Origin of the sequence: Streptomyces sp. NPDC006544 (genome assembly GCF_040611715.1) — a bacterium.
Classification (GTDB): domain Bacteria; phylum Actinomycetota; class Actinomycetes; order Streptomycetales; family Streptomycetaceae; genus Streptomyces.
This window is the reverse complement of record NZ_JBEXOV010000008.1, coordinates 24,358-47,065: the sequence shown is the minus strand read 5'-3', so window position 1 is coordinate 47,065 and position 22,708 is coordinate 24,358. Positions and strand designations below refer to the sequence as shown.

Below are 22,708 nucleotides of genomic sequence, written 5' to 3'. Positions count from 1 at the left end.
GCCGGACGGAGCGCGGGCCTGACAGAATCGGGGTGCGCTACTGCGGGCGGAGCCCGCGGTGAGACGCCGCACCCGCCGACCGCCGGGTAGCGGTGCGCTCGCCGGTGGCGTGCTTGGCGAAGGAGCGGGCCCCGCGCAAGGAGCCCGTACGGGGATGGGTGTGGAGGCGAGTGGTGGAGCAGCTGACGCAGCACGACCCGAGACGGATCGGCCCCTTCGAGGTGCTGGGACGGCTCGGCGCCGGCGGCATGGGGCTGGTCTATCTCGCGCGGTCGGCGTCCGGACGCCGCGTGGCGATCAAGACGGTCCGCACCGAGCTCGCCGAGGACCAGCTGTTCCGCGTGCGCTTCACCCGTGAGGTGGAGGCCGCCCGCGCCGTCTCCGGCTTCTACACCGCGGCCGTGGTCGACGCCGACCCCCGCGCCGCCGTGCCCTGGCTGGCCACCGCGTACGTACCGGCGCCCTCCCTGGAGGAGATCGTCCACGAGTGCGGGCCCATGCCCGCGCAGGCCGTGCGGTGGCTCGCGGCCGGCATCGCCGAGGCCCTGCAGTCCATCCACGGGGCGGGCCTGGTCCACCGCGACCTCAAGCCGTCGAACGTGCTCGTCGTCGAGGACGGCCCGCGCGTGATCGACTTCGGCATCGCCAGCGGCGTCTCCAACACCCGCCTGACGATGACGAACGTCGCCGTCGGCACCCCCGCCTACATGTCGCCCGAGCAGGCGAAGGACTCGCGCAGCGTCAAGGGCGCCAGCGACGTCTTCTCGCTCGGCTCGACGCTCGTCTTCGCCGCCACCGGGCACCCGCCGTACCACGGGGCGAACCCGGTGGAGACCGTCTTCATGCTGCTGCGCGAGGGGCCCAACCTCACCGGCCTCCCGGACGAGCTCCGCCCGCTCATCGAATCCTGCATGCAGATGGACGCCACGAAGCGGCCCACCCCGGCCGACCTCCAGGCGCAGCTGGCCCCGCACCTCTTCGAGGGCGGCGACGAGAGCGGCACCGCCTCGGCATGGCTGCCCACCCGGGCCGTCGCGATGATCGAGGCCAGGCGGGCCGGCCACCGCAACGCCGCCGCCGCTTCCGCCGCCTCGGCCGCCGTCGTACCGTCGCCCGCCCCGGCACCCCCGGCCCGGCCCGGCTCCGCCCCGCCCTCCGGGCCCGCCACCCACCGCCGCCAGCGCGGCGGCGCCGACCCCTGGGCGGACCCGCGGACCGGTCAGGCCGTCCCGCAGCGCCCCGAGCGCCCCCCGATGGCCCCCTCCGGCGAGCCCGTCCGCCTCGGCGGCTCCCCGGTACCGATCGGTCCCGGCCCGCACGTGTCCGCGGCGACCGCCGCGCACGCCGTCGCCGCGGACTCGGCGACCGGCTGGATCCGCCCGCCGGGCGGCGGCCCGGCTCCCGCGGTCTCCCCGGCCCCCGGCTCCTCCGCGCCCGCCGTACCCGGCCCGGGACCGGCCCCGGACAGCGGCCGCTGGCGCCCGTGGCGCTTCCGCATGTCGAACGAGGTCTGGGGCACCCCCACCGTCGCGGGCGACATGCTCTACGTCACCTCCTTCGAGGTCCACGCCCTGGACGTGGCCAGCGGCCGCCGCCAGTTCAAGACGCGCGACGTCGCCTGGTCCATGGCCGTCTCCGACCACCGCATCCACGCGTCCGACGGCCCCTCCCTCTACGCCCTCGACGCCGCCGACGGCTCCGAGCGGTGGCGGCTGTCCACCGACGCCTGGGTGTACGCCCTGCGCGCCGACCGGGGCACGGTCGTCACCGCCACGCGCGGCGGCGGCGTACAGGCCTGGGAGGCGTCCAGCGGGCAGAAGCTGTGGGAGCTCTCGGGCGCGCAGAGCGACTTCGAGACCAACGAGGCGTCCCCCGTCCTCCACGACGGCACGGTCTACGTGTGGCAGGACGCCCGGCTGCGCGCCCTCGACGCCCGCTCCGGCCGCGAGTCCTGGTCGTACCCGGTCGGCGACGCCGGCTCCTGCGGAAACGTCCCCGTACGGGTCACCCCGGCCCCCGACGGCAACGTCTACGTCGCCGCGGGCACCCGGGTGATCTCCATCGACCGGGCCTCGGGCCGGGTCCGCTGGCACTTCGAGGCCCCCGCCGTCTTCCTCGCGCCCCCGGCCTTCGCGCCCGGCGCGGCGGTCACGGGCGGCGGCGTCTACCTCGCGGACTACCTGGGCACCGTCTACGCCCTGGACGCGGCCAACGGCAAGGACCGCTGGCGCATCGCCACCGAGCCCCGCCAGTCCGCCGACCCCGTCCTGGTCGCGAGCGGCAACGTCCACCTGGGCGCGGGCAGCGCCCTGTACACGCTCGACGCGGTCACCGGCACCCCGAAGTGGCGGTTCGCGGCGGGCGGCGAGATCACGGGCGCCCCGGCCGTCATGGACGGCCGGGTCCACTTCGGCTCCGCCGACCACTGCCTCTACACCCTGGACGCGGCGGGAGGCCAGCTCCGCTGGAAGCTCGCCACCGGCGGGGAGATCACCGGAGCCCCGGTGGCGGAGGCGGGCGTGGTGTACGCGTGCAGCAAGGACCGCTGCGTCTACGCTCTGGACGCGGCGAAGGGCACGGGCACGCGCACGGGTGGCTGAGGGCCGGCTGAGGGGCGGCTCGGCCGGGGCTCCGGACGCCCGTCCGGCGCCTCCCGCGACACCCGCTCGGACGCCGTTCCGGGCCCCTCGGACGCGCGCAGCGCACCGGGAGTGACAGGATGGACCCCATGAGCAACGTATTCTTCGACATCGCCATCGACGGCCAGCCCGCCGGCCGCATCGTCTTCAACCTCTTCGACGAGGTCGTCCCGAAGACCGCCCAGAACTTCCGCGAGCTCGCCACCGGCCAGCACGGCTTCGGCTACGCGGGCTCCCCGTTCCACCGCGTCATCCCGCAGTTCATGCTGCAGGGCGGTGACTTCACCAACCAGAACGGCACGGGCGGCAAGAGCATCTACGGCGAGAAGTTCGCCGACGAGAACTTCGAGCTGAAGCACACCCGCCCGTACCTGCTCTCGATGGCGAACGCCGGCCGCAACACCAACGGCTCGCAGTTCTTCATCACCACCGTCGTCACCCCGTGGCTGGACGGCAAGCACGTCGTCTTCGGCGAGGTCGTCGAGGGCCAGGACGTCGTGGACGCCATCGAGAAGCTCGGCACCCCCTCGGGCTCCACCCGCGGCAAGATCGAGGTCGCGGCCTCCGGCGTCGTCGAGGCCTGATCCCCACCCGCCTTCACGGCTGGCCGGCCCCGCCCCCTCACGGGGTCGGGGCCGCCGTCATGTCCGGGGCCGGGTGAGGGCCGGGGCCGGGGCCGGTAGGAGACGGGCCACCGAAGCGGAATTGAACCCTCCCGATACGGGGCGCGGAACCCCTGGTACGGTGCCGCAATTGCCCACGGGGAGAGGGGTGGCCATGAAGGTCACGGGACGGCGGGTCCGGTTCGCCGCAGTATTGGTGGGAGTGGTGCTCGCGCTGACGGGCTTCTCGTCGAGCGGCGGCAGCGGCGGCAGCGGGAAGAGCAAGAGCAGTGGGGGCGGGTGCTCCAGCTCCAAGAGCAAGTCCAAGTCCAAGTCCAAGACCAAGACGCACTCCTCCGGCAGCTCGGGCAGCGGCACGAGCACGACCGCTTCGCCCACCCCCACCTCGACCGGTCCGCTGGCGCACGCGGAGGTCGTCGCCTGCGCCGGTCCGGGCCGTGCGAAGGCCACGCTGAAGGTCACCTCCGAGTCGGCGTCCGGACACGCCTTCCGCGTGCCGCTGGTCTTCGAGGGTGCGGCCGGCCGGGTCGACTCGGCTTCCGTCGACGTCGAGCTCAAGGCGGGCGAGAGCCGGACCGTGGAGCTGCCGATGGCGAGCGCGGACAAGGCCGGGGACGTCCAGCGCTGCGTCGTCGGACGGATCGACCTCGTCCCGTCCTCGGCGTCCTCCTCCACGCCCGGCTCCGGCTCCGGCTCCATCCCGAAGCCGAAGTCCACGAAGAAGCCTTAGGCCGGCCGGGACGACGGTGCCGGACCGCGACCGGGGCACCGCGACCGGGTCACCGCGACCGCGGCCCCGTCACCGCACTCGCGGTCCCGGTCCCGGTCCCGGTTTCCGCCGTCCCGCGAAGAGTTCCGCCTGCCGCTGCGGTGCCAGGTTCCCCAGCGAGATCAGCGCCGGAGCCTGGGACAGGGCCTGGTGCAGCGCCGCCTGTTTCGCCGACCACAGGGCGCGGACCGTGCCCTGCACGGCCTCCGTCGGGAACCCGGCCATGGTCTCGGCCGCCCGCAGGGCCGCGGGGAGCAGCCCGGCCGGCTCGGCCAGCTCGGAGACCAGCCCGATCTCGTACGCCCGCCGTGCGGACAGCCGCTCCGCGGTGCCCATCAGGGACATCCGGGCGGCCTCGCCGAACGGCATGCGCTGGGCCATGTACACCGCTTCGTAGGCGCTGACCATGCCGTAGCTGGTGTGCGGGTCGAAGTACGTCGCCGTGGTGGCGGAGACGATGAACTCCGATTCGCCCAGCAGGTAGAACGCCCCGCCGCACGCCATGCCGTTGACGGCGGCGACCACCGGCTTCCACAGGTCGTTCGCCTTCGGGCCGATGGCGAGGAGCGGGTCGTCCACCGAGTACGGGGACGAGGGCTGGCGGAGGGAGACGTCGCGGTCGATGCCCGTGCAGAAGGCCGCCGCTCCGGCGCCCGTGAGCACGACCGCCCGTACGTCGTCCTCGTGGCGGAACTCCCGCCACACCGCCGCGAGTGCGGCGGCCGTCTCCAGGTCGATCGCATTGTGCTTGTGCTCCCGGTCCAGGGTGAGCACCGCGACCCCCGTCGCCTCGTCCCGCTCCACCCGGAGCCCCTGGCCGGCCGTCACGACTTCTCCAGCACCCAGCGCGGCACGGCCACCCCGCCCGTCTCGGTGAACACCACCTGGACCCGCGCCCCGATGCGCAGCCGCGCCGGGTCCACCGAGTCCAGGGGGGCGTCGGCCGAGGCGACGAGGTTCCCGACGAGGCGGATGTGCGGGGCGTCGGCGAGCTCCACGAGGATCACGTTGTACGGGGCCTGCGCGGCGTACGCGGGAAGCAGCGGAGGGTGCGGGCGCACGTAGGACCAGATCCGGCCGCGTCCGCTCATCGGGCGCCACTCGGATTCGAAGGACCGGCAGTGCGGGCAGCAGGGGCGGGGCGGGAAGCGGAGCTTCCCGCAGGCGGGCTCGGCGCAGGCCTGGACGCGGAGCTCGCCCCGGGCCGCGTACTCCCAGAAGGGGGCCCCGTCCTCGTCGGGGACGGGGAGGAGGAGTTCGTCCGAAGCGGCGGCGGTCGTGGTGGTCATGGTCGGCAGCTCCTCAGGCGCGCAGCAGGATCGCGGACGTCGGGACACCCTCGCCCGCCGTCACCAGGCAGGTCGAGGCGTCGGGCACCTGGGCGGTGGAGATGCCGCGCAGCTGCTTGACGCCCTCGTTGATCAGGTTGAAGCCGTGGACGTAGGCCTCGCTCAGGCCGCCGCCGCCGGTGTTGATGGGCAGCCGGCCGCCCATCTCCAGGGCGCCGCCCTCGGTGAAGGCGGCGCCCTCGCCGCGTCCGCAGAAGCCGTAGCCCTCCAGGGAGAGCGGGATCAGCGGGGTGAAGGCGTCGTAGATCTGGGCGACGTCCACGTCGGCCGGGCCGAAGTCGGCCTGCTTCCACAGGTGTCGGGCTGCGGTCCAGGCGGGGCCGGACAGCGGGTCGTCGTTCCAGTAGTTGACCATCCCGTGGTGCTGGGCGGGCAGGCCCTGGGCGACGGAGTGGACGTAGACGGGCTTCTGGCGGCAGTCGCGGGCACGCTCGGCGCCGACGATGACGCAGGCCAACGCCCCGTCCGTCTCGAGGCAGTTGTCGAAGAGGCAGAGCGGGTCGCTGATCATGCGGGAGGTCATGTACATCTCGCGGGTCAGCGGACGCTCGTACATCATCGCGGCCGGGTTCTCGTTGGCCCGGTTGCGGCAGGCCATCGCGACGTTGAAGAGGTGGTCGCGGGTGGCTCCGTACTCGTGCATGTAGCGGCGGGCCAGCATCCCTATCTCGTCCGCGGGGCGCAGCAGCCCGAAGGGGCGCGTCCACTGTCCGGGGGTGGGGAGCTGGACGGCGGTGTTCTTCCACGGGCGGGGGCCGGAGCCGCGCTTGCGGGAGCGCCAGGCGACACCGACGGAGGCCTGCCCGGTGGCGACGGCCGCGGCCAGGTGGCCGACGGTGGCGCAGGAGCCGCCGCCGCCGTAGCCGATCTTGGAGAAGAAGGTGACGTCGCCGGCGCCGATGGCCTTGGCGACCTCGACCTCGTCGGTCTCCTCCATCGTGTAGGAGGAGAAGGCGTCGACCTCGGAGGGGTCGATGCCGGCGTCGGCGAGCGCGGCGAGGATCGCCCGGCACGCCAATTCCTTTTCGGACTGCGGCAGTTGTTTGGCAAAGGCGGTTTGGCCGATGCCGACTATCGCCGTAGCGTCCTTGAGCGTTGCCGCCATCGCCACCTCCGGGGTGCACCAGTACTGACAGCGGCGAAGGCTACAGCTAATCTGACGGTTAGTCAGCTACTGGTGTCGCAGGGAGGGGCGGGCGATGGACGAGGACGGGCACGGGGTCGCGGGCACGGCCGGGGGCGGGGCGGCGGGGACCGGGGCCGGGACGGGGTCCGGAGCCGAGGGTCCGGACCGCCGTCCCGGTGCGGGGACCTCGTCGGGGGATCGGCTCGCGGAGCTCCCCTGGACCAGCATCGGCGCCCTGGTGCGCGACGCCGCCACCCGCTACGCCGGCCGCGAGGCCGTCGTCGACGGCCGCGTCCGCATCGACTACGCGCAGCTCGGCGAGCGCGTCGAGCGCGCCGCGGCCGCCTGCATGGCCGCCGGGGTCGCACCGGGGGACCGGGTCGCCGTCTGGGCGCCCAACACCCTCGAATGGATCGTCTCCGCACTCGGCGCGGTCTCCGCGGGAGCCGTGCTCGTTCCCCTCAACACGCGCTTCAAGGGCACCGAGGCCGCATACGTCCTCCAGCGCAGCCGCGCCCGGCTCCTCTTCGTCACCGGCACCTTCCTCGGCACGTCCTACGTCGCCTCGCTGCGCCGCGCCGCCGCCGAGGGCGAAGGCTCCGGGCCGCTGCCGGGCCTGCCCCACCTGGAGCAGGTCGTGGTCCTGTCCGACGACGCCCCGGACTCCTTCCGCACCTGGAAGGACTTCCTGGCCGGAGGGGACCCCGTACCGGCCGAGGCCGTGCGCGCCCGCACCGACGCCGTCCCCGCGGGCGCCCCCTCGGACATCATCTTCACCTCCGGCACCACCGGCAGCCCCAAGGGCGCCGTCATCACCCACGCCCAGTCCCTGCGCTGCTACGACGTGTGGAGCGAGCTCGCCGGACTCCGCGAGGGCGACCGCTACCTGATCGTGAACCCCTTCTTCCACACCTTCGGCTACAAGGCCGGCATCATCGCCTGCCTGATGCGCGGAGCCACGATGATCCCCCAGCCCGTCTTCGACGTGGACACCGTCCTCGCCAACATCGCCGCCGAGCGGATCTCCGTGCTCCCCGGACCGCCCACGCTCCACCAGTCCCTCCTCGACCACCCCCAGCGCGACCACCACGACCTCTCCGCGCTGCGCCTGGTCGTCACCGGCGCCGCCGTCGTCCCGCTCCAGCTCGTCGAACGGCTCCGCGGCGAGCTGCGGATCGCCACCGTCCTCACCGCGTACGGGCTCTCCGAGGCCAGCGGCATCGTCACCATGTGCCGCCGCGGCGATCCCGCGGAGGTCATCGCGGCCACTTCGGGGCGGGCCATCCCCGGCACGGAGCTCCGTATCACCGGGGCCGACGGGCAGGCGCGGGGCACCGGACAGGCCGGGGAGGTGTGGGTACGCGGCCACAACGTCATGCGGGGCTACTTCGAGGACGAGGCCGAGACCGCCGAGGCCATCACACCCGAGGGCTGGCTGCGCACGGGCGACGTCGGTGTCCTCGACGCCGCCGGGAACCTGCGCATCACCGACCGGATCAAGGACATGTTCATCGTGGGCGGCTTCAACGCCTACCCCGCCGAGATAGAGCAACTCCTCGGGCTGCACCCGGACATCGCCGACGTGGCGGTGGTCGGCGTCCCCGACCCGCGTCTCGGCGAGGTCGGCAAGGCCTACGCGGTCCGCCGCCCCGGCGCGGTCCTCACGGCCGACGACCTGATCGCCTGGTCCCGCCGCGAGATGGCCAACTACAAGGTCCCGCGCCAGGTGGAGTTCGTGGCGGAACTCCCCCGCAACGCGAGCGGCAAGGTCCTCAAACGCGAACTCCGCACCCGCTGACCGCAGAGCCGCTCAGGTCCCGTGGGCGCCGCGCGTCTCGCCCGTCCCGGGCGGACCGCAGTCGTTGCAGCGGCCGCCCCGGGTGGGGCTGCGGTAGGCGCGGTCGCACCCGTCGCAGATCTGGAACGGGTCGGGCGCCACGAAGGCGGCCCGGCGCGGGGCAGGGGCCACCGCGGGCGGCAGCTGGGCCGAGAGCCGGTGGGCGATCAGCCCGGCCGGGTTGCGCGGGGGGTCCGGGAGGTTCGCCGTCAGGGCTGCGACCAGTGCGTGCACGGTGGCCCCGCGCTCCAGCCAGGCCTCGACCCCGCCCGCGAGGTACGTGATGTCCCGAGCCCCGAGCAGCAGCCGGGGATCGGCGAGGCGGAGCTCGGCGAGGATCTCGGTCGCGAGCCGGCGGCGGAGCGCGTTGTCCCGGTCGCGCGGTACGGGAACGCGGGCGGCCGCCGGGCCGGAGGACACTTCGGCCGATGCCGCCGCCGGTGCTGCCGGTGCTGCCGGTGCCGCCGCTCCGGGCGCGGGCGCCGAGGCGGCCGCAGGCTCCGGGGCCGCCGGTGCGGGCTCCGCAGCCGGTACCGGTTCCGGATCCGCTGCGAGGTGTGGTCCCCGGTCAGCCACCAGCGGCGGAGGCGACGGAGGCGGCGGTGCCGGTGGGGGAGGGGCGTCGGTGACGGCCCGGGGATGGTTGTAGGACACCGTACGGGTGACGATCCGCCCGCCCGGCAGGCTCTCCAGGGACCGTTCCAGGTATCCGAACCGCACCAGCTCCCGGAGCCCGCCCGCGATGGAGGTCTCGCCCAGCGGAAGCTGCCTGGCCAGGTCCTTGATGCCGATCGGGGTTCCGGCGGGCAGCGACTGGATGTAGATCCCGAGGATCCGCGCGACCGCCGACATCTCGGGGTGCTGGATCAGGTCGTTGCTGATCACCGTGAACCGGCCGGTGAGGCGGATGTTGGAGTGGCGAACGCCGTATGTCGCGCGGGTGGGCGCGGTAAACTGCACAGAAGCCATGGGGAAGGGCTAATTCCTCGTTGGTCAGGCCCTCGATCGGGATTCGCAGTCCCGGCGGGGGCCGTCTCATGTCTGGGTTGTCGGGGCGAGCATATGCCAGACAACCCCCTCCAAATCCAGCCTAGTTGCGTGATTCACCCATGTGGGTGACCGGTCGCGCCGCGGGAGGCTGGAGGGGTCTGGCAAGAGGTTCTTTCTCTGAGTACTTCCACCAAAAGAAGCATCGTCCGCCACCGGGACGCGTCCCCACGCGTCCCGGCGACACCGCACCCCCGCACCACAGTTCGACCCCGCGGCCCCCGCCCTGCCTCCCGCGAACCGGTCAGGAATGGAGAAGCAGATCCCGGGGGGCCGCTCGTAGCGTGGAACGCATGGACATCACACTCGCGCAGTGCTTCATCGCCGTCGACGACCACGACAAGGCCCTCGGCTTCTACCGGGACGTGCTCGGACTGGAGGTGCGCAACGACGTCGGGTTCGAGGGGATGCGCTGGGTCACCGTCGGTTCGCCCGCCCAGCCCGGGGTGGACATCGTGCTCGAGCCGCCCGTCGCGAACCCGAACGCCTCGGCCGCCGACAAGGAGGCCATGGCCGAGCTGCTGGCCAAGGGGCTGCTCCGCGGGGTGATCTTCGCCACCGACGACTGCGACGCGACCTTCGAGCGGATCCGCGCCGCCGGCGGCGACGTGCTCCAGGAGCCGATCGACCAGTTCTACGGGGTCCGCGACTGCGCCTTCCGCGACCCGGCCGGCAACATGCTGCGCTTCAGCCAGCCCCGCGGCCGGTAGGAAGCGCGGGCGGAACGGGAGCGGGACGTACGTTCCGCTCCGCCGCCGAAGAGGCCCTCGTTGCGGCACCCCTGGCGGCGCCGCCGATCAGGTAGACAGAGGGCTCGCGCCCGACGGATGGAGACAGCCACGATGAGCAAGGCCCCGAGCAAGGACCCGAACACGGCCTCCGGCCAGGCCGCGGAGACGGTCGTCCCGCACGTCGCCGACAGCCACGGGCTGATCCGCGTGCACGGCGCGCGCGAGAACAACCTCAAGGACGTCAGCGTCGAGATCCCCAAGCGCCGGCTCACCGTGTTCACCGGCGTCTCCGGATCGGGCAAGAGCTCGCTGGTGTTCGACACCATCGCCGCGGACTCGCAGCGGCTGATCAACGAGACGTACAGCGCCTTCGTCCAGGGCTTCATGCCGACGCTGGCGCGCCCCGAGGTCGACGTGCTCGACGGACTGACCACCGCGATCATCGTCGACCAGCAGCGCATGGGCTCGGACCCCCGCTCCACCGTCGGCACCGCGACCGACGCCAACGCGATGCTGCGCATCCTCTTCAGCAGACTCGGCACGCCGCACATCGGCTCGCCGGGCGCGTTCGCCTTCAACGTCCCCTCCGTCCGCGCGAGCGGCGCGATCACCGTCGACCGCGGCAACAAGAAGACGGTGAAGGCGACCTTCAGCCGCACCGGCGGCATGTGCCCGCGCTGCGAGGGCCGGGGCAGCGTCTCCGACATCGACCTCACCCAGCTCTACGACGACTCCAAGTCGCTCGCCGACGGCGCGTTCACCATCCCCGGCTGGAAGTCCGACAGCTTCTGGACCGTACGGGTCTACGCCGAGTCGGGCCTCCTCGACCCGAACAAGCCGATCGCGAAGTTCACCAAGAAGGAGATGCAGGACTTCCTGTACCGGGAGCCGGTCAAGGTGAAGGTCGAGGGGGTGAACCTCACCTACGAAGGACTGATCCCCAAGATCCAGAAGTCCTTCCTGTCCAAGGACCGCGAGTCGATGCAGCCGCACATCCGCGAGTTCGTCGACCGTGCGGTCACCTTCGCCACCTGCCCCGAGTGCGAGGGCACCCGGCTCAGCGAGGCCGCCCGGTCCTCGCGGATCGGCGGGACCAGCATCGCCGACGCCTGCGCGATGCAGATCAGCGACCTGGCGCAGTGGGTACGGGGCCTCGAGGACGCCTCGGTGGCGCCCCTCCTCGAGGCGTTGCGGCAGACCCTCGACTCGTTCGTGGAGATCGGGCTCGGCTACCTCTCGCTCGACCGGGCCTCGGGCACGCTCTCGGGCGGCGAGGCCCAGCGCGTCAAGATGGTCCGCCACCTCGGCTCCTCGCTCACGGACGTCACCTACGTGTTCGACGAGCCCACCACGGGCCTGCACCCCCATGACATCCAGCGGATGAACGACCTGCTGCTGCGGCTGCGCGACAAGGGCAACACGGTGCTCGTCGTCGAGCACAAGCCGCAGACGATCGCGATCGCCGACCACGTCGTCGACCTCGGCCCCGGCGCCGGCCAGGCGGGCGGCACCGTCTGCTTCGAGGGCTCCGTGGCGGGGCTGCGCTCCTCCGGCACCGTCACCGGCCGCCACTTCGACGACCGGGCCGCCCTCAAGGAGACGGTGCGCAAGCCCACCGGAGCGCTGGAGGTCCGCGGCGCGACGGCGCACAACCTGCGCGAGGTCGACGTGGACGTCCCGCTCGGGGTGCTCACCGTGGTCACCGGCGTCGCCGGCTCCGGGAAGAGCTCGCTCGTGCACGGTTCGCTGGTCGGCGCGTCGGGGGTCGCGGGCGAGGGCGTGGTGTCGATCGACCAGACGCCGATCCGCGGTTCCCGGCGGAGCAACCCGGCGACGTACACCGGACTCCTCGAGCCGATCCGCAAGGCCTTCGCCAAGGCCAACGGGGTGAAGCCGGCGCTCTTCAGCGCCAACTCCGAGGGCGCCTGCCCCCAGTGCAACGGCGCCGGCGTCGTCTACACCGACCTCGCGATGATGGCCGGCGTGGCCAGCACCTGCGAGGAGTGCGAGGGCAAGCGGTTCGAGGCCTCGGTCCTGGACCTCCACCTCGGCGGCCGCGACATCAGCGAGGTGCTCGCGATGTCGGTGACCGAGGCCGAGGAGTTCTTCGGCTCCGGCGAGGCGCGCATCCCGGCCGCGCACGCCATCCTGAGCCGGCTCGCGGACGTCGGGCTCGGCTACATCAGCCTCGGGCAGCCGCTCACCACCCTGTCCGGCGGCGAGCGGCAGCGGCTCAAGCTGGCGTCCCGCATGTCGGAGAAGGGCGGGGAGGGGCTCGTCTACGTCCTCGACGAGCCGACCACCGGCCTTCACCTCGCCGACGTGGAGCAGCTGCTGGGCCTGCTCGACCGGCTCGTGGACTCCGGCAGGTCGGTCATCGTCGTCGAGCACCACCCGGCGGTCATGGCGCACGCCGACTGGATCATCGACCTCGGTCCCGGCGCCGGGCACGACGGCGGCCGCGTCGTCTTCGAGGGCACCCCGGCCGACCTGGTCGCCGCCCGCTCCACCCTCACGGGCGAGCACCTCGCGGAGTACGTCGGCGCCTGAGGCGAAGCCTGGATCCGGGGGGGGCCGGAGTCTTGCGGGTCCCCGGGCCCCGGCGACCCGGCCCCCCCAGGGCGCGTACGCGTTCCGCCGGGCCCTCAGGCCGTCCGGCGGGCCAGGACCAGGCGCCAGCGCGGTGCGCCGTCCGGGCGGTGGCCGAAGTGGGAGAGGGGGACGGTCTCGACGGTGAAGCCGGCCGCGCGCAGGTCGGTGCGGACGCCGCCCAGGGGGAAGGTCCGGTAGTACATGACGAACGGCGGCCGCCACACGGCGTTGCGCACCCGCATCGCGGCGTCGAAGCCGGCCACCGCCCACCACGCCGGGTGGCTCGGCGGGATCGGCGCGCCGATGGGGAAGGCGAAGACGCCGCCCGGCCGCAGGGACGCGTGGACCCCGGAGAAGACGGCGGGGCGCTCGGCCGGGAGGAAGTGGCCGAAGGCGCCGAAGCTGACCGCCAGGTCGTAGGAGTTCCCGAGCGCGGCCGGGAGCGCCCGCGCGTCGACGCGCACGAATTCCACCCGGCGCGGGCCGGTCGGCCCGCCGGTCTCCCCGCCGCCGCGTTCGGCGCCGCGTTCGGCGGTGAGGACGTCGCCCGCCGCGTGCGCCCGCTCCGCCTCCGCCAGCATGCCCGCGCTGAGGTCCACCCCGGTCACCCGGCCCCGGCACAGCCGCCGCAGCATGCCGATCCCCGCGCCCGTCCCGCAGCACACGTCCAGCCCGGCGCCGAAGGAGCCTTCGCGGTCCGCGAGGGTCTCCTCGACCGCGTCGAGCATCCGGTCGGGGGTGCGGAAGGGCGTCTGGTCGAACGTGGGGGCCAGCAGGTCGTAGCCCCGCTCGACGGAGGACAGGGCCTGTACGGCCAGTTCGCGGAGGGTCGGGCCCTGGGAGGTGAACACACCGCCAGCCTAATCCTGGCGCACTCGGCGAGCGGGGCCACGGCGTCGGCCCGCGCACGGGCCGCACGGGCCGGGGCACGGGCCGCACGGGCCGCTGACCTCGGCGGCCGGCCCCGGACACGGGCATGCGGCGGCCGCGGTGGTCCCCCTCCTGGCCACCGCGGCCGCCGTTCCCCCGTGCACCCCGGTCGGTCCCCCGTGACCTCCGGTCCCCCGTGGTACTCCGTGCCGTACGACCCGGTCCCCCGTGTCCCCCCGTGGTCCACGACCCGGGCCGTACGTGTCCTGATGGACCTACAGACCCGGACCCGACGCGTGGTTGTCCAGCGTCACGATGTCCTCGTCAGAGGCGTGATTGTCGAGAGGCTTGATCTCGGCACCCGACGCGTGGTTGTCGAGCGGCTTGATTTCGACGCCCGAGGCGTGGTTGTCGAGCGGCTTGATGTCACCGTCGGTCGGCAGGATGTTCTCGTTCGTCGTCATCGGATCTCCTGATGGATGGGTCGGGCCCGTTCGGCGATTCCCCCGCGGACCGCCGAACGGGTGGTCCTCCAGCCGGCTCGGGTGCCCCCCCGGTACCCCGAGTCGATGAACACCATCGTGGCGGGAGGCGATAAACGAACGATGAACGCCTCATTCAGCGCGGCAGCGGCGGGCGGGCGCCCCTCCCCGAGGGTCTGAGGACCGCCCCGCCCGGCACGCGCCTCAGGCGGCGATCTCGGCCGCCAGTAGCGCCCGCACCTCGGACAGCTCCGGCGACTTCAGCTGGGTGAACACGACCTCGGCGTCCCGCCAGCACACCCGGGCCCGGTCCCGCTGCCCCAGCTGCCGCAGCGCCCGTCCGAGCACCGTCAGCACCGTCGCGCGGCGCCACTCGCCGCCGATGCCCCGGAGCGCGATCGCCTGTTCGGCGTGCGAGGCGGCCAGCGTGGGCCGTCGCGCGGCCAGGTGGACCTTGGCCAGCCGGAAGTGCGTGACGCCCTCCCACAACGGCTGGCGGTTCTCGTGGAACAGGGTGAGCGCCTCGCTGAGCTGCGCGTGCGCCTCGGAGAGCCGGTCGGCCTGGGTGAGGGCGATGCCGAGCGCGTAGCGGCCGTTGGCCAGCCGCAGCGTCAGTCCCATCCGGTCGTAGATGGCGATGCCCTGCCGGGCGAGGTCGATGGCGCTGCTCAGCCGCCCCAGCTCCACGTGGATGCGGGAGAGGTTGCACAGGGCGCTGGCCTCGCCGACGTAGTTGGCGTCGGCCCGGAAGTTGGCGATGGCCTCCAGAAGGTACCGTTCGCCGTCGCTGTAGCGGCCCTCGTAGAGGGCGATGATCCCGCGGTCGTTGGGCGCCCAGCAGCTGGGCAGCGGGTCCCCGGCGGCGCGGGCGAGCAGCGTGGCCTGGCGTGCCTCGTCGTCCGCCTCGGCGAACCGGCCGGCGACCAGGTGCGTGTTGGTGAGCGTGGTGCGGGCGCGCCCCTCCGCGTACGGGTCCTTCGCGCCGTGCGCGGCGTCGCGCAGCGCGGTGGCCGCCGATTCGTACTGCTTGGAGTTGGCCCCCGACTCGGCGAGGTCCTTGGCGGCCCACAGCAGGTCGACGGCGCGGCGCAGGACGTCGGGCGCGACGCCCGGCCCGGCCCCCGCCCCGGCGCCCGCCGGTCCGTCCGCCCGCGGCCCGGCCGCGTGCGCGGCGGCCTGGCGGACGCACGCGAGCAGCGGGTCGGCCTCGGCGTACAGCCAGTCCTGGGCGGAGCGCGGCTCGGTGAAGACCAGCCCGGGGTAGCGGGTGGCGGACAGGTGGGCGACGAGGCGGTCACCCGGGCGCTCCAGCCCGTACACCCCGGCGGCGGTGGCCAGGTAGAAGTCGAGCAGCCGGTCCAGGGCCGCGTCGCGTCCGCTCGGCGGCTGCTCGTCGCGCTCGGCGCATGCACGCGCGTAGAGGCGTACGAGGTCGTGGAAGCGGTAGCGGCCGGGCGCGGCCGATTCCAGGAGGGAGCAGTCGACGAGGGCCTCGAGGAGGTCCTCGGTGGCGTGCTCCGGGCGGTCCAGTACGGCGGCCGCGGCGGCGAGGGAGATGTCCGGGCCGTCGGGGAGGCCGAGCAGGCGGAACGCCCGCTGCTGGGCGGGCTCGAGCTGGCCGTAGCCGAGCTCGAAGGTGGCCTTGACGGCGAGGTCGCCGGCCTGGAGCTCGTCGAGGCGGCGGCGCTCGTCGGCGAGCTTGGCGGCGAGGACGGACACCGTCCAGGTGCGCCGCGCGGCGAGGCGGGAGGCGGCGATGCGGATGGCCAGGGGCAGGAACCCGCAGGCGCCGACCACGTCGAGCGCGGCCTGCCGTTCGGCGCGTACGCGTTCCTCACCCACGATCCGGGTGAACAGCTGCAGGGCCTCCTCGGGGCTCATCACGTCGAGGTCGACGAGATGGGCCCCCGCGAGGCCCGCCATGCGGACCCGGCTGGTGACGAGGGCGGCGCAGCCGGCGGTACCGGGCAGCAGGGGCCGGACCTGGGCGGCGTCGCGGGCGTTGTCGAGGAGGACGAGGACGCGGCGGCCGTCGAGGGTGGAGCGGTAGAGCGCGGCCCGTTCGGCGGGGGAGTCGGGGATCGAGGCGTCCGGGGTCCCGAGGGCGCGCAGGAAGGAGCCGAGGACGGCCTCGGGCTCGGCTGGGCGGGCCTCGGTGCCCTGGAGGTCGACGTAGAGCTGCCCGTCGGGGAAGTGCGGGCGCGCGGCGTGCGCGACGTGCACGGCGAGGGTGGTCTTGCCGACGCCGCCGATGCCGGCGAGCGCGGAGACGGCCATGACCTGGCCTTCGACGCCGGAGAGGATCTCGCCGAGCTCGTTCACGAAGCTGGCGCGGCCGGTGAAGTCGGGGACGGTGGCGGGCAATTGGGCGGGCCTCACGTGGACGGGCGCGGCGGCGGGTGCGGGGTCCTCGGCGCGGGCGAGTTCGGCGTCGGCGCGCAGGATGCGCTGCTGGAGGTCGGAGAGTTCGGGGCACGGGTCGACGCCGAGTTCGTCGGCGAGGAGCCGGCGGGTGTCGGCGTACACGGCGAGGGCCTCGGCCTGCCGGCCGCTGCGGTACAGGGCGAGCATCAGCAGCTCGCGCAGCCGTTCCCGCAGGGGGTGCGCGGCGGTGAGGGCGGTGAGTTCGGAGACGGCCTCCGCGTGGTGGCCGAGCTCGAGGTCGAGGTCGAGGCGGGTCTCCAGCAGCTGGAGGCGCCACTCGGCGAGCCGGGTGCGTTCGGTTTCGGCGTGCGGTCCCGGTACGCCGGCCAGCGGTTCGCCGTCCCACAGGTCCAGGGCGCGTGCCAGCAGCGTACGGGCGAGCGCGCGGTCCCCCTTCTCGTTCCGCGCGGCCTCGGCGTCGGCGGCCACGGCGCGGGCGATGCCGAGGTCGAGGGCCTCGGGGTGGGGCAGGCGGATCGCGTAGCCGCCGGCGTCGCTGACGAGGAGACCGGGGTCGAGGACCTTGCGCAGGCGGGAGGCGTAGGTACGGATGGTCGCGAGCGCCTGCTGAGGGGGGTCCTCGCCCCAGATGGCGTCGATGAGTTCGGGCGCGGTGGCGGTGCGGCCGTCGCGGAGCAGCAGCACGGCGAGCAGGGCGCGCTGCTGCGGGGTCCCGGAGGGCAGCGGATCGGCCCCGCGCCAGGCGCGGAGGGGGCCGAGGACGGCGAATCGGTTGCGGGCGGCGGCGTCGGCGTGGGCATCGGCGGCGCCGCGGGCCGGGTCGGCGTGGCCATCTGCGGTGCCGGTTCCGGCCGTTGTGGCTCTCGCGGCTCCGGTGTCGGCTCCGGTGTCGACTCCGGGTACGCCTGCGGTCACGACTCCGGTCACCGCGGCGGCGTCACCGGTCTCGGGGTGGTTCCGCTGGTGCGGGATGGCCGGTATGCCGTCCATCTGGTGTCCCCCCTGCCTTCCTTAGGTGTAAGGGTCAGTCTGCCCTGTGTTGCGCGTACACGTCAGCCCGTAGTGGTTCCGGTCCCGGCGGATCCGGGACCCTTGGCCGTCCAAGTAGCTGACGGTTCGTCAGATTGACGCTACCGTGAACCCATGGAGACCTTCCCGAAGATCATCTCGGTGGACGACCACACGGTTGAGCCCCCTCACGTCTGGCGGGACCGGCTCCCGTCCAAGTACCACGACATCGGCCCCCGCATCGTCCGCGCGCCCCTGAAGGAAATGACCTTCCTCGGAGGGAAGTTCGCCCCCGTCATGGGGGCCAAGGGCGACGACGGACCCATAGGCGACTGGTGGGTGTACGAGGACCTGCACCGACCCCTCACCCGGCTCGACACGGCCGTCGGATACGACCGTGACGAGATCAAGCTCGAAGTCATCACGTACGAGCAGATGCGCCCGGGCTCCTTCTCGGTTCCCGACCGCCTCGCGGACATGGACGTCAACCACGTCCAGTCCGCCCTCTGCTTCCCGACCTTCCCGCGCTTCTGCGGACAGACCTTCACCGAGGCCAAGGACCGCGAGCTCGGCCTGCTCGGCGTGCGCGCGTACAACGACTGGATGGTGGAGGAATGGTGCGGCCCGGACGCCCGCGGCCGCCTCATCCCGCTCACCCTCGTCCCGCTCTGGGACGCCCGCCTCGCCGCCGCCGAGGTCCGCCGCAACGCGGCGCGCGGGGTCCGGGCGGTCGCCTTCTCGGAGATCCCGCCCCACCTGGGGCTCCCCTCCATCCACACGGACGACTGGGATCCCTTTCTGGAGGCGTGCGACGAGACCGGCACGGTCATCGCCATGCACATCGGCTCCTCCTCGCGCATGCCGTCCACCTCGGCGGACGCCCCGCCGGCCGTCGGCTCCACCATCACCTTCGCCAACTGCTGCTTCTCGATGGTCGACTGGCTGATGAGCGGCAAGTTCGAGCGCTTCCCGAACCTCAAGATCATGTACGCGGAGGGCCAGATCGGCTGGATCCCGTACATCCTGGAACGCGCGAACGTGGTCTGGGAGGAGAACCGCGGCTGGGGCGGCGTCGCCGACAAGGTGCTGCGCCCGCCGTCCGAGCTCTTCGCCGAGCACGTCTTCGGCTGCTTCTTCGACGACGCCTTCGGCCTGAAGAACCTGGACTCGATCGGCGTCGCGAACGTCCTCTACGAGACCGACTACCCCCACTCGGACTCCACCTGGCCCAAGTCCCGCGAGGTCGGCGAGTCCCAGATGGGCCACTTGGCCCCGGACGTGGTCGACCGCATCGTGCGCGGCAACGCGATCGACCTCCTGGGCCTCACCCCGGAAGGGCTCTGGCCGGGGGCGTAGCCCGCAACGGCTCGCACCGGGGCCCGGTCCGCACCGGGGCCCGGTCCGCACCGGGTCCGGCTCGCACCGGGTCCGGCTCGCATCGGGGCCCGGTCCTCACCGGACCCGGTCCTCACCGGACCCGGTGCGGACCCGCCCGCGTGCGCCCGGTCATCGCCCGTCCGGCCGGTGCGGGCGGCAGTCCGGGTCGTCCGGCGGGTGCTGGTGCCGGTCCGGGCGGGCGCCGGACGCCGAATCCACCGGGATCGTCTCGGCCTCGCCGTGGATCACGCGGTCGCAACGGCAGCAGATGCGCATCACGACCGCTCCGGTGCCGGACACGACCAGACCACGGCGGAGGTGACGTGGACACCCTGCGCGCCGTGGACGGTCCCGCGCTCGACGGCGCCCGCCGCGAGCAGGACGCCGCAGGAGACGCAAGCCCGGCCGAGGGCCTGGTCGTGGGTGAGCCGGGAGACCGATTCGGGCAGGAGCGCCAGGTGGCAGGCCACGGCCGGTGCGGCGATCACCGGCCCACCCCGCTCTCGACGTGCCGCGGACACTTCACGATCGGCCATCTCATGCTGAAACCCGCGACGATCGCCTCGCCCGCCGGGAGCAGCTCCTCTCCGACGGCACCGCAATCCCAACAGGCCTGTCCATGCAGGCGCTCTACGCTCACGTCCGCGACGTCGGCTACGACCGGATCGGCCATGGCCCCTCCCCTCTGCTCGTTCCGTGCGGGCAGACAGATGATGGGCCGGGAAAAGGCCCGCAACGGATACACGGTGTAGCCCCTCGAGGGTTCAACCCGTCTGGTGCTGTGACCGGAAAGGTCCACCGGGTCGCGGCGCTAGACCGCGCCGATCCATTGCGCGAACGAGCTCAGCGACCCGGTGTCGGCGCGCTTGATCCGACGGATCGTCTCGATGTCCTCCCGGGCCCAGGGGTGTTCGCGGACGTGCTGCGGTGCCAGACGGCGGGCCGCCTTCAGCGACTCGAACGCGGCGTCCGGCCGGCCGGCCCAGAGCTGGGCGCGACCGATCTCGACGTGGAAACCGCTCCGCCGTTCGGCGGGGATCTCGTCGCCCGGCGTCCAGCTCCCCGCCATTTCCAGCGCCCGTCCGATGTGGTCGCCGCCGAGGCTGACGGCCACCGCCACCTTGTGGATGCGCACGCTGGACGGGCCGAAGGCCGTACCGAGGTAGATGCCCTCCTCCAAGTGCTCGGCGAACCGCCCGGCCTCCCGCAGGTGGGCGTGCGCCGCGTCCGCCGCACCGGCGCGGGCGGCCACCACGGCCGTCCGCATGTGCAGCGCCCCCCGGAGAGCGGCCGCCTGATCGGTGGCCGGGCGGGGCCCGGCGTCCAGTGCCCGCTCCAGGGTGATCTGCCCCGCGTGGTGGGCGCGGGCCGCGAAGAACGTCTCCGCGTGGACGTACGCGGCGACCGCGCCGATGTCGGGATCCTCCGTCTGCACGGCCGCCCAGCGCATCACGTCGATCAGCCGCGCGGACAGGTCGTGCGCGCCGACCTTGTAGGCCACCGCGTCGGCCGCGCGGGCAGCCGCCACCACCAGCCGGGCCGCCGATGCCCGGTGGACACCCGACGCGGCGTGCAGATGGGCCAGTGACTGCGTCAGCAGGCCCGGTGCCTCGGCGGCGATCCGCCCGTACTGGGCGGCCAGCCGCCATCCGGTCGCTTCGGCGACGGCGGACGCGAGCTCGGGGCGCGGGCGGCCGGGCGGCGCGAGCGGGACGTCGTACCCCGCGATCGCGGCCGAGATCGAGGGCAGCGCCGTGTGGACCCTGCGACGGGTGCCCGTGTACGAACGGTCCAGCCTCGAGGGGTCCACGCCGAGCGCCGACGCGAGCGCCTCGAGAAGGGCCGCGGACGGGGTACGGGCGCCACGCTCGATCGACTTCACCATGGCGAGGGAGACGTGGGACTCGCGTGCGAGGTCGGCTTGGGTCAGGTGTCGGACATGGCGCCGTGCTGCGATGCGCTGCCCGATGTGATCGGCCATGCACGCACCGTACTGGTCCGGACCCGCGCGGCGCCCGCTACGCCCCTGCGGCGACCAGCCCGGCCAGTTGTGCCAGCGAGTCGATCGAGAAGTCCGCCGTCCGCCGCGCGCGGACCTCGTCGGCCCACCAGAAGCCCCACGGCCCGCGCCGCAGGTGGGCGGTCAGCAGGCCGGCCGCGCGCGCCGGGACGAGGTCGTGGGTCGGGTGGTCGCCGACGTACAGGGTCTGCGCCGCAGGGGCGCCGGACACCTCCAACACCTTTTCGAAGAAGCCGGGTGCGGGCTTGGCCACGCCCCACTCCCCGGACGTCACGACCAGGTCCGCCGGCAGGCCGAGCGCGCGCAGCATCGTGCCGGCCTTCGGGCTCTGGTTTCCCGCGACGACGACGCGGACGCCGGCCGCTCGGAGGGCGCGGAGGGCGGGGCGGACGTCCTCGTACAGGTCCGTCTCGTCGAGCTGTTCGCCGCGGCCCGCCGCCTCGCGGGCCGCGTACTCGGCCTGGACGTCGATGCCCGGGCGGAGGAGACGCAGCGCGTCCGCGTTGTCGCGGCCGTCGATGACCACCGCGCCCACGAGGGCGGACAGGGTGTGCCGTGGCACGCCGAGCCAGTCGGCCCAGCACCCCCAGTAGCGGTCATCGCGGGTCAGGGTCTCGCCTACGTCCAGGACGACGGTGCGGATCATCCGGTCAGCGTACGGGCCCCGGCGGCCCACCCCCAGCACTACGGGGTGTGACCCGTGCCCGGCGCGGCCGTGAGGAGGGGGCGGACATGGGTCAGGAGGAGGTCCAGGAAGCGGTCCGGGCGGCGGAAGGAGGCGAAGTGGCCACAGTCCTCGATCAGGGCGAAGTGCTTGAACGGGGCCTCGACCTCGTCGAAGTACGCGCGGGCGGCGGCCGGCGGGGTGAGGACGTCGTGTTCGCCCTGGAAGACGAAGAAGGGCATCTCGAAGCGCGTGCCGTCGGCCCGGTCGTCGAACCCGGCCGTCCCCGCGGTGATCCGCTCCGAGAAGGACTGCCCCTTGAAGAAATCCCGCAGGTCGCGCAGCGAGTGCAGCGGTGACAGCCACATCGAGCCCAGCACCACCTTCTTGAGGGTTTCGAGCGTCAACGGGTCGCTCTGCGCGGAGAGTTTGGCGTACGTCGCCCGCTGCCGCGGCGTCCACGCGTACGGGTCCGGGCCGATCTCGCGTACCCGCGCGAGCTGTCTGCGCTTCCCGGCGGCGCGCAGCCGCTCCAGCAGCCCGTCGTAGGCGGAGGTGTCGCGGCCGCCGGTGTGGACGTTCTGGTCGGTGCCGACGTACGCGGAGTAGAGCTCGGGGTGCGCGCGGGCCAGCCGCAGCCCGAAGGCGCTGCCGTAGGAGTTGGCGAGGAGCACCACCCGGTCCGCACCCAACAGCCTCTGGGCGTAGCGGGTGACCTCCAGTGCGTCCTCGTGGAGCCGCTCGAACGTGGCTTCGCCCTGGCCGTCCGGGCCGCCCCGGCCGAAGGTCTTGCCGGCGCCGCGCATGTCCCAGCGGACGAGGGTGAAGTGGCGCTCCCAGGCGCGGGTGCGTGCCGTGTAGACCGAGTTGGGGGCGCCGGGGCCGCCGTGGACCTCGACGACGACGGGGTTGGACCGGTCCTCTCCGCGCACCGAGATCCACTGGTCGATGCCGCCGATGCGGACGAAGCCGCGCTCGTCGATGCCGCGGGGGGAGTCGATCCGCAGGGAGTCCGCGGCCCGGGCGCGGCGCAGGGCGCGGTGGGCGAGGAGGCCTGCGGCGGGGGTGGCGAGGGCGGCGGTGGCGAGGGTCGCGACAGCGGCAATCATTGTGTCCTCCGTAAACTGTTTCCAGTGGATACGGATGAGTGTGGGGCGGGGGCCGCTCGCTGTCAACGGGCCTGGAGGGG

Annotated in this window: 18 protein-coding genes; 7 read left to right on the top strand and 11 right to left on the bottom strand. The window is 73.5% G+C overall.

From position 1 onward, the window contains the following. Positions 1-173: 173 nt before the first annotated feature. The 3 genes from ABZY44_RS06185 to ABZY44_RS06175 all read left to right on the top strand — a co-directional run bounded on the left by ABZY44_RS06185 (position 174) and on the right by ABZY44_RS06175 (position 3,992). Positions 174-2,600 carry a PQQ-binding-like beta-propeller repeat protein gene (locus ABZY44_RS06185; protein ID WP_356650417.1) on the top strand — a complete coding sequence of 809 codons (2,427 nt, stop codon included), beginning with the start codon at positions 174-176 and terminating at the stop codon, positions 2,598-2,600. Positions 2,601-2,728: 128 nt separating this feature from the next. Next, a complete protein-coding gene (locus ABZY44_RS06180) occupies positions 2,729-3,223 on the top strand; it encodes a peptidylprolyl isomerase (RefSeq protein WP_356650415.1) in 495 nt (164 codons plus the stop codon). A gap of 193 nt (positions 3,224-3,416) precedes the next feature. After that, positions 3,417-3,992, top strand: a complete 576-nt coding sequence (locus tag ABZY44_RS06175; protein WP_356650414.1) for a hypothetical protein — start codon at positions 3,417-3,419, stop codon at positions 3,990-3,992. A gap of 69 nt (positions 3,993-4,061) precedes the next feature. Here the strand turns inward: ABZY44_RS06175 and ABZY44_RS06170 are convergent, their stop codons facing one another. Genes ABZY44_RS06170 through ABZY44_RS06160 form a run of 3 tightly spaced genes read right to left on the bottom strand, consistent with a single transcriptional unit; the run spans position 4,062 to position 6,485 of the window. Next, entirely contained in the window at positions 4,062-4,859 is a 798-nt protein-coding gene (locus ABZY44_RS06170; protein ID WP_356650412.1) for an enoyl-CoA hydratase/isomerase family protein, read from the bottom strand. Further along, entirely contained in the window at positions 4,856-5,320 is a 465-nt protein-coding gene (locus ABZY44_RS06165) for an OB-fold domain-containing protein (protein ID WP_356650411.1), read from the bottom strand. Before ABZY44_RS06165 ends, ABZY44_RS06170 begins: the two co-directional genes overlap by 4 nt. A 13-nt stretch (positions 5,321-5,333) precedes the next feature. Then, positions 5,334-6,485: a lipid-transfer protein gene (locus tag ABZY44_RS06160; RefSeq protein ID WP_356650410.1), complete on the bottom strand. Its 1,152-nt coding sequence runs from the start codon at positions 6,483-6,485 to the stop codon at positions 5,334-5,336. Positions 6,486-6,579: 94 nt separating this feature from the next. Between ABZY44_RS06160 and ABZY44_RS06155 the strand changes: the two genes are divergently transcribed. Next, on the top strand, positions 6,580-8,304 hold the full coding sequence (locus ABZY44_RS06155) for a FadD3 family acyl-CoA ligase (RefSeq protein WP_356650409.1): 1,725 nt from the start codon (positions 6,580-6,582) through the stop codon (positions 8,302-8,304). Positions 8,305-8,316: 12 nt separating this feature from the next. On the opposite strand, the gene ABZY44_RS06150 is transcribed toward ABZY44_RS06155, so the two are convergent. Next, positions 8,317-9,312 (bottom strand): helix-turn-helix domain-containing protein, encoded by a 996-nt coding sequence (locus ABZY44_RS06150; protein ID WP_356650408.1) that lies wholly within the window; start codon positions 9,310-9,312, stop codon positions 8,317-8,319. A gap of 371 nt (positions 9,313-9,683) precedes the next feature. On the opposite strand from ABZY44_RS06150, the gene ABZY44_RS06145 reads away from it, so the two are divergent. Further along, positions 9,684-10,100, top strand: a complete 417-nt coding sequence (locus ABZY44_RS06145) for a VOC family protein (protein ID WP_356650407.1) — start codon at positions 9,684-9,686, stop codon at positions 10,098-10,100. Between the two features lie 132 nt (positions 10,101-10,232). Next, positions 10,233-12,671: an excinuclease ABC subunit UvrA gene (locus ABZY44_RS06140; protein WP_356650406.1), complete on the top strand. Its 2,439-nt coding sequence runs from the start codon at positions 10,233-10,235 to the stop codon at positions 12,669-12,671. Positions 12,672-12,766: 95 nt separating this feature from the next. On the opposite strand, the gene ABZY44_RS06135 is transcribed toward ABZY44_RS06140, so the two are convergent. From ABZY44_RS06135 to ABZY44_RS06125, 3 genes are all read right to left on the bottom strand, one after another. Then, on the bottom strand, positions 12,767-13,564 hold the full coding sequence (locus ABZY44_RS06135; protein WP_356650405.1) for a methyltransferase domain-containing protein: 798 nt from the start codon (positions 13,562-13,564) through the stop codon (positions 12,767-12,769). 294 nt (positions 13,565-13,858) lie between these two features. Then, positions 13,859-14,047: a hypothetical protein gene (locus ABZY44_RS06130; protein ID WP_356650404.1), complete on the bottom strand. Its 189-nt coding sequence runs from the start codon at positions 14,045-14,047 to the stop codon at positions 13,859-13,861. A 222-nt stretch (positions 14,048-14,269) separates the two neighbouring features. After that, entirely contained in the window at positions 14,270-17,440 is a 3,171-nt protein-coding gene (locus ABZY44_RS06125; protein WP_356650403.1) for a BTAD domain-containing putative transcriptional regulator, read from the bottom strand. 153 nt (positions 17,441-17,593) lie between these two features. Here ABZY44_RS06125 and ABZY44_RS06120 point away from each other — a divergent pair, with 153 nt between their 5' ends. Beyond that, positions 17,594-18,814, top strand: coding sequence for an amidohydrolase family protein (locus ABZY44_RS06120; protein ID WP_356650402.1), 1,221 nt, complete (start codon positions 17,594-17,596; stop codon positions 18,812-18,814). Between the two features lie 296 nt (positions 18,815-19,110). Here ABZY44_RS06120 and ABZY44_RS06115 read toward each other — a convergent pair whose 3' ends face one another. The 4 genes from ABZY44_RS06115 to ABZY44_RS06100 all read right to left on the bottom strand — a co-directional run bounded on the left by ABZY44_RS06115 (position 19,111) and on the right by ABZY44_RS06100 (position 22,628). Beyond that, the gene (locus ABZY44_RS06115) at positions 19,111-19,323 is read right to left on the bottom strand and encodes a hypothetical protein (protein ID WP_356650401.1); all 213 of its coding nucleotides are present in this window, start codon (positions 19,321-19,323) and stop codon (positions 19,111-19,113) included. A 323-nt stretch (positions 19,324-19,646) separates the two neighbouring features. After that, positions 19,647-20,816 (bottom strand): helix-turn-helix transcriptional regulator, encoded by a 1,170-nt coding sequence (locus ABZY44_RS06110; RefSeq protein ID WP_356650400.1) that lies wholly within the window; start codon positions 20,814-20,816, stop codon positions 19,647-19,649. A gap of 37 nt (positions 20,817-20,853) precedes the next feature. Next, positions 20,854-21,501 carry an HAD family hydrolase gene (locus ABZY44_RS06105; RefSeq protein WP_356650399.1) on the bottom strand — a complete coding sequence of 216 codons (648 nt, stop codon included), beginning with the start codon at positions 21,499-21,501 and terminating at the stop codon, positions 20,854-20,856. A 38-nt stretch (positions 21,502-21,539) separates the two neighbouring features. Further along, a complete protein-coding gene (locus ABZY44_RS06100; protein ID WP_356650398.1) occupies positions 21,540-22,628 on the bottom strand; it encodes an alpha/beta hydrolase in 1,089 nt (362 codons plus the stop codon). Positions 22,629-22,708 lie beyond the last annotated feature (80 nt).